At 69.0% G+C, this 14,051-nt stretch carries 13 protein-coding genes; 7 read left to right on the forward strand and 6 right to left on the reverse strand.

Annotated features, from left to right (window positions below):
• Positions 1-142: 142 nt before the first annotated feature.
• From ABB22_RS03335 to map, 6 genes are all read right to left on the reverse strand, one after another.
• Entirely contained in the window at positions 143-793 is a 651-nt protein-coding gene (locus ABB22_RS03335) for a GGDEF domain-containing protein (protein ID WP_268768248.1), read from the reverse strand.
• 123 nt (positions 794-916) lie between these two features.
• Positions 917-2,044 (reverse strand): succinyl-diaminopimelate desuccinylase, encoded by a 1,128-nt coding sequence (gene dapE, locus ABB22_RS03340; RefSeq protein ID WP_057505053.1) that lies wholly within the window; start codon positions 2,042-2,044, stop codon positions 917-919.
• A gap of 50 nt (positions 2,045-2,094) precedes the next feature.
• Positions 2,095-2,451, reverse strand: a complete 357-nt coding sequence (locus ABB22_RS03345; RefSeq protein WP_055764520.1) for an arsenate reductase — start codon at positions 2,449-2,451, stop codon at positions 2,095-2,097.
• A gap of 117 nt (positions 2,452-2,568) precedes the next feature.
• Entirely contained in the window at positions 2,569-3,603 is a 1,035-nt protein-coding gene (gene dapD, locus ABB22_RS03350; RefSeq protein ID WP_055764518.1) for a 2,3,4,5-tetrahydropyridine-2,6-dicarboxylate N-succinyltransferase, read from the reverse strand.
• Entirely contained in the window at positions 3,603-6,251 is a 2,649-nt protein-coding gene (locus ABB22_RS03355) for a [protein-PII] uridylyltransferase (protein ID WP_055764517.1), read from the reverse strand. The genes dapD and ABB22_RS03355 overlap by 1 nt, the downstream gene beginning before the upstream one ends.
• Positions 6,248-7,039, reverse strand: a complete 792-nt coding sequence (gene map, locus ABB22_RS03360) for a type I methionyl aminopeptidase (RefSeq protein ID WP_055764514.1) — start codon at positions 7,037-7,039, stop codon at positions 6,248-6,250. The genes ABB22_RS03355 and map overlap by 4 nt, the downstream gene beginning before the upstream one ends.
• A gap of 352 nt (positions 7,040-7,391) precedes the next feature.
• On the opposite strand from map, the gene rpsB reads away from it, so the two are divergent.
• From rpsB to ABB22_RS03395, 7 genes are all read left to right on the forward strand, one after another.
• Positions 7,392-8,180, forward strand: a complete 789-nt coding sequence (gene rpsB, locus ABB22_RS03365) for a 30S ribosomal protein S2 (protein ID WP_055764512.1) — start codon at positions 7,392-7,394, stop codon at positions 8,178-8,180.
• Between the two features lie 145 nt (positions 8,181-8,325).
• Positions 8,326-9,207 (forward strand): translation elongation factor Ts, encoded by an 882-nt coding sequence (tsf, locus tag ABB22_RS03370; RefSeq protein WP_055764510.1) that lies wholly within the window; start codon positions 8,326-8,328, stop codon positions 9,205-9,207.
• A 182-nt stretch (positions 9,208-9,389) separates the two neighbouring features.
• Positions 9,390-10,895: a GGDEF domain-containing protein gene (locus ABB22_RS03375; protein ID WP_055764507.1), complete on the forward strand. Its 1,506-nt coding sequence runs from the start codon at positions 9,390-9,392 to the stop codon at positions 10,893-10,895.
• 109 nt (positions 10,896-11,004) lie between these two features.
• Complete coding sequence (pyrH, locus tag ABB22_RS03380) at positions 11,005-11,733, forward strand: UMP kinase (protein WP_055764505.1); 729 nt, start codon at positions 11,005-11,007, stop codon at positions 11,731-11,733.
• Positions 11,734-11,898: 165 nt separating this feature from the next.
• Positions 11,899-12,456 carry a ribosome recycling factor gene (gene frr, locus ABB22_RS03385; RefSeq protein ID WP_055764503.1) on the forward strand — a complete coding sequence of 186 codons (558 nt, stop codon included), beginning with the start codon at positions 11,899-11,901 and terminating at the stop codon, positions 12,454-12,456.
• A gap of 27 nt (positions 12,457-12,483) precedes the next feature.
• Complete coding sequence (gene uppS, locus ABB22_RS03390; protein WP_055765354.1) at positions 12,484-13,233, forward strand: polyprenyl diphosphate synthase; 750 nt, start codon at positions 12,484-12,486, stop codon at positions 13,231-13,233.
• A complete protein-coding gene (locus ABB22_RS03395; RefSeq protein WP_055764501.1) occupies positions 13,230-14,051 on the forward strand; it encodes a phosphatidate cytidylyltransferase in 822 nt (273 codons plus the stop codon). The genes uppS and ABB22_RS03395 overlap by 4 nt, the downstream gene beginning before the upstream one ends.

Genomic DNA, 14,051 nt, shown 5'->3' on the forward strand with positions numbered 1-14,051 from the left:
GCATCGGCCGATGCGGGTTTTCTGGTCACTGGGCGTATGGTGCTTGTGGCTCAGTCGCAGACCCGCATCGGCCGCGCGCGATTGTTCGCAATCGCATTATTGCGATTGTTCGAAGCATTCACGTTGGCGCAGGCGTTGCGGTTCATGGGGCCGACGATAGCGTGGGTTGCGGGGGCCGCGCAACAGTTTCAGCGGCAATCACACCGGCCTGCGCGAGCACGGCCAAATCGTCCCCGCCGGCGCATTCGACCCGGTTGCGGCCGCCGTGCTTAGCCCGGTACAGCGCCTGGTCGGCGCAGCGCACCAGCAGCGCCGGGTCGCCACCGGCGGCGGGCACGGTTACCGCCACGCCAAGGCTGATGCTGCCCGGCAGGCCAGCGGTGGCCATCGCCGCTTCGGCCTGGCGCCGCGCGCGCTCGGCGCGCTGCATGGCCGCCGCGCGGTCGATCCCGGGCAGGATCAGCACGAATTCCTCGCCGCCATAGCGCGCGGCCAGTTCGTCGACCCCCGACACCTCCGCGGCCAGCGCGCCGGCCACCCGCCGCAGTTGCTGGTCGCCGGCCTGGTGGTCGTGGTTGTCGTTGAACTGCTTGAAGTGGTCCACGTCGGCCATCACCACCGCCAACGGCTCGCCATGCTCGGCGCAGCGCTGCCAGCCACGCCAGCCAGAGCCTGGCCACCCACCGCCAGCGCCCGCGTGGCGTCGAACGCCGACGGCAGCAGGGCATGGACGCCGTTGCCCAGAGGCGCGGACCGTACAACCGCCGCGGCTGCTCCGCCCCGGGGTGAGCACCGCCAGGCCAAGCCGGTCGCCGATCAGCAGGCCGGCACACGCCGCTGGTCGAACACGTCCAAGGCGAAGGCAGGTGCAGGCGGGTCAGCCCGGCCTTGCCCACCACCCACAGGCAGGCATGGTTCAGGCCAGCAGCCGGGTGATCAGTTGCCGGTAAAGATCGGGCAACGCCCGCAGATCGTCCAGCCGCACGTGTTCGTCCACCTGGTGGATGCTGGCGTTCACCGGCCCCACCTCGATGCACTGCGCCCCCAGCGGCGCGATGAAGCGCGCATCGGAGGTGCCGCCGCCGGTGCTTTCCTCCGGCGTGGTGCCGGCGAACCCGGCCAGCACCTCGCGCGCGACGCTGCGCAGGCGGCCTTCCGGCGTGTAGAAAGGCTCGCCGCTGCGGTGCCAATGCAGCTCATGATCGAGCCCATGGCGGTCCAGCAGCGCGGCGATCTCCGCCTCCAGGCGCGCGGCGTTCCAGTGCGGGTTGTAGCGCAGGTTGAACATCGCCCGCAGCTCGCCGGGGATCACATTGCTGGCACCGGTGCCGGCTTCGATGTTGGAAATCTGCAGGCTGGTCGGGGGGAAGCTCTCGTAGCCATCGTCCCAGTGCCGCGCGGCCAGTTCGGCCAGCGCCGGCGCGGCGAGGTGGATCGGGTTGCGCGCCTTCTCCGGATAGGCGACGTGGCCCTGCACGCCCTTGACCCGCAGCTTCGCCGACAGGCTGCCGCGACGCCCCACGCGCAGCAGGTCGCCCAGCGTGGCGCTGGACGACGGCTCGCCGGTGATGCACCAGTCGATGCGCTGCCCGCGCTCGCGCAGCAGCCGCGCGACGTGGCGCACGCCATCGATGGCATCGCCCTCCTCGTCGCTGGTCAGCAGCACCGCCAGCGTGCCGGCGTGGTCCGGGTGGTCGGCGACGAAGCGTTCGACCGCCACCACGAACGCGGCCACGCTGCCCTTCATGTCGGCCGCGCCACGGCCGTACAGCACGCCGTCGCGCACCTCCGGCCGGAACGGATCGCTGGCCCAGGCCTCGATCGGGCCGCTGGGCACCACGTCGGTATGGCCGAGCAGCACCAGCACCGGCGCGCCGCTGCCATGCGTGGCCCACAGGTTGTCGACCTCGCCCAGGCGCAGGTGTTCGCAGGCGAAACCGGCGGCCTGCAGGCGCTCGCCGATCAGTTGCTGGCAGCCCGCATCCTCGGGCGTTACCGAAGGGCGCGCGATCAGCTCACAGGTAAGTTCAAGCACATCGTTCATGCGATATGTCTCCTGCAGGAGCGCCCCAAGGCGTGCTCCTGCGCGTGCCGTCACGCGACGCCGAAGCGCTGCTTGAAGCCGTTGTCGGAAAAACCCTGCGTCATCGCGCCGTCGCCGGTGACGACCAGCGGGCGCCTGATCAGCTGCGGGTACTCGCGCAGCAGCAACTTCCATTCGGCATCCGACGCGGCCGCCTTGCGGTTGTCCGGCAGCTGCCGCCAGGTGGTCGAGGACTTGTTGATCAATGCCGCGAAGCTGCCGGCCTTGCCGGCCCATTCGACCAGCGTTTCCGGGCTGGGCTTGTTGTCGCGGTAATCGACGAAGGTGTAGGCGACGCCGAAGCGGTCCAGCCACTTGCTGGCCTTCTTGCAGGTGTCGCAGTTCTTCAGCCCATACAGGGTCGTCATGTCATGGAATCCTTGGAGCGTGGAACGAGTGGAGGGAAGCGGGACACGAGGGAAGACGACAAGAAGCGGGAAAGCGCGGGCCGCGGCCCCTACCCGTTTCCCCGCCCGTTGCCTGCTTCAATCCGCCAACCCGCGCAGCAGGTCGTTCACGCTGGTCTTGCTGCGGGTGCGGGCATCGACCTGCTTGACGATCACCGCGCAGTACAGCGAATGGCTGCCGTCCCTGCTCGGCAGCGAACCGGACACCACCACGCTGTAGGGCGGAATGTAGCCGTAGCTGATCTCGCCGGTGGCGCGGTTGTAGATGCGCGTGCTCTGGCTCAGGAACACGCCCATGCCGATCACGCTGTGGTGGCCGACGACCACGCCTTCCACCACTTCCGAGCGCGCGCCGATGAAGCAGTGGTCCTCGATGATGGTGGGACTGGCCTGCAGCGGTTCCAGCACGCCGCCGATGCCGGCGCCGCCGGACAGGTGGCAGTGCTTGCCGATCTGCGCGCAGGAGCCGACCGTGGCCCAGGTATCGACCATGGTGCCCTCGCCCACGTGCGCGCCGATGTTGGTGAAGCTCGGCATCAGCACCACGTCGCGGCCGAAGTGGGAACCGCGGCGGGCGATGGCGCCGGGCACCACGCGTACGCCGGCGGCGCGGAACTCCGCCTCGCCGTAGCCGGCGAAGCGCGATTCGACCTTGTCCCAGAACGGCGCCGGGCGGCCGTCCATGACGCTCATGTCGTTGACGCGGAAATACAGCAGCACCGCCTTCTTCAACCACTCGTTGACCTTCCAGCCGCCATTGCCGTCCGGCTCGGCCACGCGGAATTCGCCCGACTCCAGGCCATCGATGACACGGTTGACCAGCGGCCGGGTGTAGCCCTCGATCTCGTCCATGGTCAGCATCGCGCGGCGTTCGAACGCGCTCTCGATGCCGAACTTCATTTCCGCCACGCCCGGTGCCGGCGGCTTGCGCAGGCTGCGCGGGCCGATCGATTCGACCGCCTTCGGCGCGGCCTTCGGCTTGATCGCGGGCGCCTTCTTCACCACGGCCTTCGTCGCTTTCTTCACCGGCACGGCCTTGCTGGCGGCCGGCTTGGGAGCCGGGGCGGCCTTGTTCGGCACAGTCTTCTTGGCGGGGGTCTTCCTGGTGGCCATCAGTAGGGGTCTCCTGGCGTTCTATCGGGTTCCAGGCAGGCCAGCAATGCGTCGCGCAGAGCCTGCCGGGAGGTTTCGGTAAGCGGTTGGTCGTGGCGGTCGGTGAGCTGGAACTGGTCCTCGGCGCGCTCGCCGAAAGTGGCGATGCGCGCGTCCTGCACCCGCAACCGCTGGTCGCGCAGCACGTGCGCGACGTCGGCCAGCAGGCCGGGGCGGTCGGGGGCCACCAGGTTCAGCACCGTGCGGCCGTGCTCGGCGTTCTCGATGAACTCGATGCGCGGGGCGAAGCGGAAGTGCTTGAGCTGGCGCGGGATCACCCGCCGCGCCGGCCGCAGTATCTGGATATTGCCTGCCAGCGCCTTGCGCAGCAGCAGCTCCAGGCGCGCGGTGTCGCCATCGGCGAAGCTGCCGGCCGGCGTCACCTCGAAGGTATCGAAGATGGTGTCCTCCGGCCCGTCGAGCACGCGCGCGCGGTGGATGCTGTAGCCGGCGCGGTCCAGCGTCATCACGATCGCGGCGAACAGGCCGTCGCGGTCGGGCGAGTGCACGAACACTTCCAGCGCATCGCTCTCCGGCGCAATCCGCCGCGCCTTGACCAGGGTGCCGCCACGCGCCACCTCCATCAGCGAGGCGGCCTGCCACACCAGCTGCTCGGGGCGGAAACGCATGAAACTCTCGTCCGGCATCGCGCCGAACTGGCGCTCGATCACCGCGTCGGCATGGCCCAGCGCGCGCATCAGCCCGCGCACGTTGGCTCGCGCTTCCTGCACCCGCTCGGCTTCCGGCAGCGGTGGCTCCAGCCCTTCGCGCAGGGCGCGGCGCGCAGCGAAATACAGGTCGGCCAGCAGCCGGTCCTTCCAGGCGTTCCACAGCTTGGGGCTGGTGCCGGCGATGTCGGCGCAGGTCAGCAGGTACAGGTAGTCCAGCCGTTCGCGGCTGCCGACCAGCCCGGCGAAGCGGTGGATCACCTCCGGATCGGTGATGTCCTGCTTCTGCGCGGTGACCGACATGCGCAGGTGCTGTTCCACCAGCCAGGCCACCAGGTCCGTGTCGGTGGCGCTCAGGCCATGCGCGGCGCAGAACGCGCGCGCGTCCACCGCGCCGAGTTCGGAATGATCGCCGCCGCGGCCCTTGGCGATGTCGTGGAACAGCCCGGCCAGCAGCAGCAGTTCCGGCTTGCGCAGCCGCGGCCAGACCTCGTGGGCGATGGAGAAACGCTCGTCGGCGCGGCCGGCGGCGAACACGCCGATGTTCCGCAGCACCATCAGCGTGTGCTGGTCCACGGTGTAGACATGGAACAGGTCGAACTGCATGCGCCCGGACACCTGTGCGAAGGCCGGTATCCACTGCCCCAGCACGCCCAGCCGCGCCATGCGCGCCAGCGTGTCCACCGCGCGCGGTCCGCGCAGCAGGCCGATGAACTGCCCGCGCACGGCTTCGCCTACCTGCGTGTAGGCGGGAATCTCATCCAGCATCTCGGCCAGGCCGCGCGCGGTCATCGAGTGCAGGCCGCGCACCTGCGGGGTGCGCGCCCAGCAGGCGAACAGGGCGAAGATGCCCGCGATGTCGCCGTGCGGCCACAACGGGTCATCGGCGGACAGGTAGCCGCGGCGCAGCGAGAAGCCATCGCCGACCGGCTCGGGAGACGCTTCGCCGTCGAACTGTTCCTCGAAGCGCTGCAGCAGGCGGTCGCTGATCCGCCGCACCACCGCCGCGCTGCGGTAGAAGCCCTGCATCATCTTTTCCACGCCGAGATTGCCGGCGTCGTCGGCGAAACCCATGCGCTCGGCCAGCGCCTTCTGGTGGTCGAAGCGCAGCCGCTCCTCGGTGCGCTGCGCGACCAGGTGCAGGCCGAAGCGCAGCCGCGCCAGTACCGCGCGCTCGCGCTTGAGCGCGGCGGCTTCGTCCAGCCCCAGGTGCCCGAGCCCGACCAGCGCGTCGATGTCGCTCACGCCGAACGCGCGCAGCGCCATCCAGCCCAGGGTGTTGAGGTCGCGCAGGCCGCCGGGACCGTCCTTGATGTCCGGTTCGAGGTTGTCGGCGGTGTCGCCGAAACGCTGGTGGCGCAGCAGCAGTTCCTCGCGCTTGGCGAGGAAATATTCGCGCGCCGGCCAGACCAGGGTCGGCGATACCGCGCGCGCCAGCGCCTGCTGCGCACCCGGCTCGACGCACAGCGGCCGCGCTTCGATCAGCGCGGTCAGCACGGTCTGGTCGGCCGCGGCCTGCACGCACTGCGCGGCCGAACGCACCGCATGGCTGGCCGGCAGCCCCGCATCCCACAACAGCGCGAACAGGCGCGCCAGCGCGGCCTCGTTCGCCTGCTGCATCTCAGGCTCGCCCAGCACCAGCAGGTCGATGTCAGAACGCGGGAACAGTTCGCCGCGCCCGTACCCGCCGACCGCGAACAGCGACAGCCCGCCAGCGCCCGGCAGGCAACGCCGCCAGGCCTGCTGGATCAGGTGGTCGGCGCTGCGCGCGCGCAGCGCCAGCAGGCGCTCGATGTTGTCGCCCTGCTCGAAGCGCCGGCCCAGCCGTGCATCGGCGTGGGCCAGCGACTGCCGCGCCGCGGCGGCCCACTGCGCATCGCCCGCGGGATCGGCCGGCGCGTCCGGTACATGCTGGACCAGATCCGCCGGCAGTGGGCTCATGCCGCCCCGGATCGCGCGCGCTCGGCCTCGGCCGGCGACAGCGTCAGCACTTCCACGCCGTCCTCGGTCACCGCCACCATGTGCTCCCACTGCGCCGAGAGCTTGCGGTCCTTGGTGACCACGGTCCAGCCGTCCGGCAGCACCTTGGTATGGCGGGTGCCCTCGTTGATCATCGGCTCGATGGTGAAGGTCATCCCCGGCTTGAGCACCAGCCCCTGGCCGGGGCGGCCGTAATGCAGCACCTGCGGCTCGTCGTGGTAGACCTTGCCGATGCCGTGGCCGCAGTACTCGCGCACCACGCTGAAGCGCTCGGACTCGGCGTATTCCTGGATCGCGTTGCCGATGTCGCCCAGCGTGGCGCCCGGCCTGACCGCGCGGATGCCGCGCCACATGGCTTCCCGGGTCGTTTCGACCAGGCGCCTGGCCATCACCGACGGCGTGCCGACGTAGTACATGCGGCTGGTGTCGCCGTGCCAGCCGTCCTTGATGACCGTCACGTCGATATTGACGATGTCGCCGTCCTTCAACACCTTGGCCTCGCTGGGGATGCCATGGCAGATGACGTTGTTGACCGAGGTGCACAGGGTCTTGGGAAAGCCGCGGTAGCCGACGTTGGCCGGGATCGCGCCCTGCACGTTGACGATGTGGTCGTGGCAGATGCGGTCCAGTTCCTCGGTGGTGACACCGGGCTTGACGTGTTCGCCGATCATGTCCAGCACTTCGGCCGCCAGGCGGCCGGCAATGCGCATCTTGGCGATTTCTTCGGGGGTTTTCAGGTTCACGCTCATGGCCGCCATTATCACCCATTGGCGCCTGCCTGAACGACCTCTCCCCCTGCCCGCGCGTGGCCGGGCCGGGCGGCGGTTTGCGCGCCGGAGGCCCTGCCCCTATAATTCCGCGGCTCCGTCGCCGGTCCCTGGCCGCTTCGGGCCGCCCACACCGGGCGTCACCGGTGAATCCACACCTGCTGCCCCCATCCGTGCCGGGGTGCGCGTGCCAGCTGGAGCCAAGGCCCCAGTACGCATGTCGTCGGTCACGGAGGCAGCAGGGAAGCCCAACCCCGGAACCCAGCGCGCTTCCACGCGTCCCGCACACTTTGCCCGCGGGCGGAATCGCCGGTTCCCTGTCAGGAGTCCTGCAATGTCCCAGATCACCATGCGCCAGATGCTGGAAGCCGGCGTCCACTTCGGCCACCAGACCCGTTACTGGAACCCGAAGATGGCTCCGTACATCTTCGGCGCCCGCGGCAAGATCCACATCATCAACCTGGAAAAGACCGTCCCGCTGTTCAACGATGCGATGAACTTCATCTCGTCCGTTGCCCAGAAGCGCGGCACCATCCTGTTCCTGGGCACCAAGCGCAGCGCGCGCGACGCCATCAAGGAAGAAGCCGAGCGTTGCGGCATGCCGTTCATGAACCAGCGCTGGCTGGGCGGCACCCTGACCAACTTCCGCACCGTCAAGCAGTCGGTCGCGCGCCTGAAGGAACTGGAAGCCGGCGAGACCGACGGCACCTTCGAGCGCCTGGTCAAGCACGAAGTGCTGGGCCTGCGCCGCGAGCGCGACAAGCTGGAAGCCTCGCTGGGCGGCATCAAGGACATGAACCGCCTGCCGGACGCGATCTTCGTGATCGACATCGGCCATGAAGACATCGCCATCAAGGAAGCCAAGAAGCTCGGCATCCCGGTGATCGCCGTGGTCGACACCAACTACAACCCGGAGCTGGTGGACTACGCCATCCCGGGCAACGACGACGCCATCCGCGCCGTGCAGCTGTACGCCCGCGCCGCCGCCGACGCCGTGCTGGAAGGCAAGGCCGCCGCCCCGAACGCCGCCTCGGTGCGCGAGGAAGAGTTCGCCGAAGGCGCCGAAGGCGAAGCCAAGCCGGCCCGCAAGCCGCGCGCCAAGAAGGCCGAAGCCGCCGAGTAATCGTGGCGCAATGCAGCCGCGCGACCATCGCGCGGCTGCTTCCCCCGGTAGGGGCGGCGTAAGCCGCGATGCGGCTTTCACGTGAAGCCTGTTCGCGGCTTACGCCGCTCCTACACATCCACCCAAATTCTCAGAGGTTTTAACCATGGCTGAAATCACCGCATCCCTGGTCAAGGAACTGCGCGAGCGCACCGGCGCCGGCATGATGGAATGCAAGAAGGCGCTGGCCGAGAACAACGGCGACATCGACGCCGCCGCTGAAGCCCTGCGCAAGTCCGGCGCCGCCAAGGCCGACAAGAAGGCCGACCGCGTCACCGCCGAAGGCCGCATCGGCGTCGCCGTTAACGGCGGCAAGGCCGTGCTGGTCGAAGTGAACTCGGAAACCGACTTCGTCGCCAACGACGTCAACTTCAAGGCGTTCGTCGATGCCGTCGCCGCGGCCGCCCTGGCCTCGGGCGCCGCCGACGTGGAAGCCCTGAAGTCGGCCAAGCTGGCTTCCGGCGAAACCGTCGAGGAAACCCGCGCCGCCGCCATCCAGAAGCTGGGCGAGAACATCCAGATCCGCCGCCTGGCCAAGGTCGATGGTGGCAACACCGTCGGCGCCTACGTGCACACCAACGGCAAGATCGGCGTGCTGGTCGACCTGGCCGGCGGCAACGCCGAGCTGGCCAACGGCCTGGCCATGCACGTGGCCGCGATGAACCCGCCGCACAACAAGGCCGCCGACGTGCCGGCCGAGTTCGTCGCCAAGGAAAAGGAAATCGAGCTGGCCAAGATGAGCGAGAAGGACAAGGCCAAGCCGGCCGAGATCCTGGAGAAGATCATCAGCGGCAAGATCAACAAGATCATCAGCGAAGTGACCCTGTACGGCCAGAGCTACGTGCTGGACGGCGACAAGACCGTCGAGCAGGCCGTCAAGGCCGCCGGCGGCGACGTCGTCGGCTTCCAGCGCCTGGTGGTCGGCGAAGGCATCGAGAAGGTGGTCGAGGACTACGCCGCCGAAGTCGCCAAGGCGATGCAGGTCTGACACGGCCCCGATCCGGAGCCCAGAAGAAGCCGCGGACTCCGCGGCTTCTTTTTTATCCGGCGCACGCAGCCGACCCCGTTTTTCCTGTGGACTTCAAGTCCCATTGCCCGATACTGTGACGCAAACACCCCGGCGCCCGCCCCGTCCGTATCCTTGATGGCCTGCTGAACACCTCCTCCGACATGTCCCCCGAGCTCAACGCAGCGCTGTCGCTCTGCCGCAACCTGCCCTCGCCGCCCGGCATCGCCATCCGCATCATCGAATTGGCGCAGGATCCGGAGACCGACATCGCCACCGCGGCCGATGCCATCGCGATGGACATGGCCCTGAGCGCGCGCATGCTGCGCATCGCCAACTCCCCGCTGTACGCCAGCCGGCGCCGGATCGAGAACCTGGGGCAGGCACTGACCATGCTCGGCCTCAACGCGACCCTGCAGCTGGCGCTCGGCTTCTCCCTGGCGCATGCGCTGGAAAAGCAAGGCCAGGACCCGCGCCTGCTGGAACGCATCTGGCGCCGCAGCGTGCTCTGCGCCCTGGCCGCGCGCTTCCTCGGCATGGGCTGCGGGGTGCGGCGCGTCGAGGAGCTGATGCTCGCCGGCCTGCTGCAGGACATCGGCGCGCTGGCATTGATGCAGGCCAGCCCGGACATCTACCCGGCGCTGTTCGACAGCGCCACCTGCAACGAGGAACTGCTCGCCCATGAGCGCGCCATCCTCGGCTGCAGCCACGCCGAGGCCGGCGCCCAGCTGTGCGAGCAGTGGCACCTGCCCCGCTACCTGGTGGAAGCGATCGCCCGCAGCGAGCCGCCGGTGGAACCGACCGACCCGTTCCAGCGCTGCGTCGCCCTGTCCGGCTGCGTGGCGGAAATCTGGCTGGCGCCGGATGCCGATAGCGCGCGCAGCCATGCCCTGCAGCAGGCTTACCAGGAACTGGGCATGGACAGCCAGGGCTTCGAACTGGTGCTGCAGCGGGTCAGCCAGGCGTTGCCGGAACTGTGCGCCCTGCTCGACGTACCGGTGCCCAGCTCGGCGCGCCTGCACTTCCTGCTCGACCACGCCAATGAACTGAAGGAACTGCGCAGCCTGCGCGAACTGCAGGATGCCTCGACCACCCGCCGGCGCGCCGACGATTTCGAGCTGATGGCCCGGCGCCTGGCCGAACAGGCGCACCTGGACGCGTTGACCGGCGTGCTCAACCGCCGGCATCTGGAAACGGTGCTGGAGCAGGAGTTCGCCCGCGCCGCGCACATGAACCAGCCGCTGTCCATCGCCTTCATCGACCTGGACGACTTCAAGAAGATCAACGACGCCCACGGCCACCTGGCCGGCGACCAGGTGCTGCAGTCCTTCGCCTCGCACCTGCAGGAACAGCTGCGCAACAGCGATACCGTCGCCCGCTTCGGCGGCGAGGAGTTCGTGGTGCTGTTCCCCGACACCAACGAGCGCCTCGCGCTGGAGGTGGTGCGGCGCGTGCTGGATACCATCGCGCACACGCCGATGGCCGAGATCGAGGGCGCTCCGCTGCATGTCACCTTCTCCGCCGGCGTGGCCACGCATGGCGACTACGAGCGCTTTGCCAATGTGCAGGATCTGCTCAAAGCCGCCGACGATGTGCTCTACCGCTCCAAGAGCCTGGGCCGCAACCGGGTGATCGCCCGCGCCCCCGAGCCGCAGCCGGCTTCCGGCTGAACACGGGCGAACGCGGGTGGCAATCCGTCATTGCAGCGCAACAAAAGCGCTGCCCGGCATGCCCTCGATCCGTTAGAATTCCCGCGTTTTCCAGCCACCGAGGTCGCCCATGTCCCAGCTCGCCTACCAACGCATCCTTCTGAAACTTTCCGGGGAGGCGCTGATGGGAGACGAGGACTACGGCATCGACCCCAAGATCATCAACCGCCTGGCGCGCGAGGTCATCGAGGCGCAGCAGGCGGGCGCCGAAGTGGCGCTGGTCATCGGCGGCGGCAACATCTTCCGCGGCGCCGGCCTGGCCGCCGGCGGCATGGACCGGGTCACCGGCGACCAGATGGGCATGCTGGCCACGGTCATCAATGCGCTGGCCATGCAGGACGCGCTGGAGAAGCTCGGCGCCAAGGCGCGCGTGATGAGCGCGATCAAGATCAACGACGTGTGCGAGGACTACATCCGCCGCCGCGCCATCCGCCACCTGGAGAAGGGCCGGCTGGTGATCTTCGCCGCCGGCGTCGGCAGCCCGTTCTTCACCACCGACTCCGGCGCCGCGCTGCGCGCCATCGAGATCGGCGCCGACCTGCTGCTCAAGGCCACCAAGGTCGACGGCGTCTACGACAAGGACCCGAACAAGCACGCCGATGCGGTGCGCTACGACACCCTGAGCTACGACCAGGTCATCAGCCAGGGCCTGGAAGTCATGGACACCGCCGCCTTCGCCCTGGCCCGCGACAGCGACCTGCCGCTGCGCGTGTTCGACATGGGCCAGCCCGGCGAGCTGCTGAAGATCCTGCGCGGCGAGAACATCGGCACCCTGGTCCACGGCCGCGACGCCCACTGACGACGCGCCCGCTCCGGCAGGCCCGCGCCGCCGGCACGGGCCCGGCACGGCACGACTCAAGGGGCGCGCAGGGAAGCCGGCGCGCCCCGCTCCACGATTCCCGTCCGGCCGGCAGGGCTGTTCGCCTATAATCGGCCGGTTCCAGAAACATCCAGGATTCCGGCGATGATCAACGACATCAAGCAAGATGCGCAGGCGCGCATGGCCAAGAGCCTCGACGCTCTGCGCCACACCCTCACCACCATCCGCACCGGCCGCGCATCGCCGGCCCTGCTCGACGGCATCAAGGTCAAGGCCTACGGCACCGATACGCCGCTGAACCAGGTGGCCAGCATCAGCGTGTCCGAAGGCCGCTCGCTGGTCATCACCCTGTTCGACAAGAACATGATCAAGGAAGTGGAAAAGGCCATCTACGCGTCGGACATCGGCATCACGCCCACCACCATGGGCACGGTGATCCGCCTGAACCTGCCGCCGCTGACCGAAGAGCGCCGCAGGGAACTGGCCAAGACCGTCGGCAAGGAAGGCGAGGACAGCAAGGTCGCCATCCGCAACATCCGCCGCGATGCCAACCAGGAAGTGGCCCGGCTGCTCAAGGACAAGGCCATCACCGAGGACGAGGACCGTCGCGCGCAGGACGATATCCAGAAGCTGACCGACAAGGCGATCAAGGACGTCGACGAAGTGGTCAGGCTCAAGGAACAGGAACTGATGGCAGTCTGACCGGTGCCGTCCGCCATGCCCAACGGCATGCCAGCACCAAGCCTGCCCGCGCACGTTGCCATCATCATGGATGGCAACGGCCGCTGGGCGCAGCAGCGGCGGCGCCCGCGCATGATCGGCCACCGCGCCGGCGCGCGCGCTGTCAACCGCACCATCGATTTCTGCCTGGAGCGCGGCATCGCCGCGCTCACGCTGTTCGCCTTTTCCAGCGAGAACTGGGGACGGCCGCAGGAAGAAGTGGATGCGCTGATGAAGCTGTTCCTGGGCGCGCTCGACCGCGAGGTGGACGAGCTCGACCGCCGCGGCGTGCGCGTGCGCTTCATCGGCGAACGCTCGCGCTTCTCCTCCGGCATCGCCCAGCGCATGGACCGGGCCGAGCAGCGCACCGCCGGCAACGGCGCCATGGCCCTGAGCATCGCCGCCAGCTACGGCGGCCGCCAGGACATCGCCCATGCCGCACGCCTGCTCGCCGAGCAGGTCGCCGCCGGCACCCTGTTGCCGGAACAGATCGATGAACACCTGCTCGGCCGGCATGTCGCGCTGACCGACCTGCCGCCGCCGGACCTTTTCATCCGCACCGGCGGCGATACCCGCATCAGCAATTTCCTGCTGTGGCAGCTGGCCTACACCGAGCTGTGGTTCACCGAGGTGCTGTGGCCGGATGTCGATGCCGACCTCCTGCAACGGGCGCTGGACGACTACGCGCAGCGCGAGCGCCGCTATGGACTGACAAGCGCACAGGTCGCCGCGGCGGCCACGGAGACCGTTTCCCCATGACCAAGACCCGTGTCATCGCCGCGCTGATCATGGCCCCGGTGGCCATCTGCGCGATCCTGCTGCTGCCTACCCAGTGGCTGGCCGCCGCCGCCGCGCTGGTGTTCCTGACCGGCCTGTGGGAATGGTTCCGGCTCACGGGCGTGGACGGCCTGCCGCGCACCGTGCTGCTGGTGCTGAACCTGCTGCTGATGGTGTTGCTGGTGTGGGCATCGGCCGGCAGCCTGGTGCTGTTCCAGCTGGCCGCGCTGGCCGGGGTCGGCTTCTGGCTGCTGGCGCTGCTGTGGCTGCGCTTCTTCGATTTCGGCGCGCACGAGGAAAGCAGCGCGCGCATGCTCAAGCTGGCCGCCGGCAGCCTGGCCATCGTCCCGGCCTGGGCGGCGCTGGTGCTGATCCACGCCGGCGGGCCGCATGGCAACCGCTGGCTGCTGACCGCGCTGGCCATCGTCTGGGCCGCCGATTCGGGCGCCTATTTCGCCGGCCGCGCCTTCGGCAGGCACAAGCTGGCCCCGCGCGTGAGCCCCAACAAGACCATCGAAGGCCTGCTGGGCGGACTGGTCGCCGGCCTGGCCGTCGCCGTCGGGTTCGGCTGGCTGGCCGGCGTGCAGCCAGCCGATATCGGCTGGCTGCTGCTGGTGGCCGCGGTCGCGGTGCTGGCCTCGGTGCTCGGCGACCTGTTCGAAAGCCTGCTCAAGCGCCACGCCGGCGCCAAGGACTCGGGCAGCGTGATTCCCGGCCACGGCGGCGTCCTGGACCGCATCGACGGCGTGCTGGCCGCCCTGCCGGTGTTCGCGCTGGGCAAGGAAATCTTCGGTTTCTGA

The sequence above is a fragment of the Stenotrophomonas nitritireducens genome (assembly GCF_001431425.1).
Taxonomy (GTDB): domain Bacteria; phylum Pseudomonadota; class Gammaproteobacteria; order Xanthomonadales; family Xanthomonadaceae; genus Stenotrophomonas; species Stenotrophomonas nitritireducens.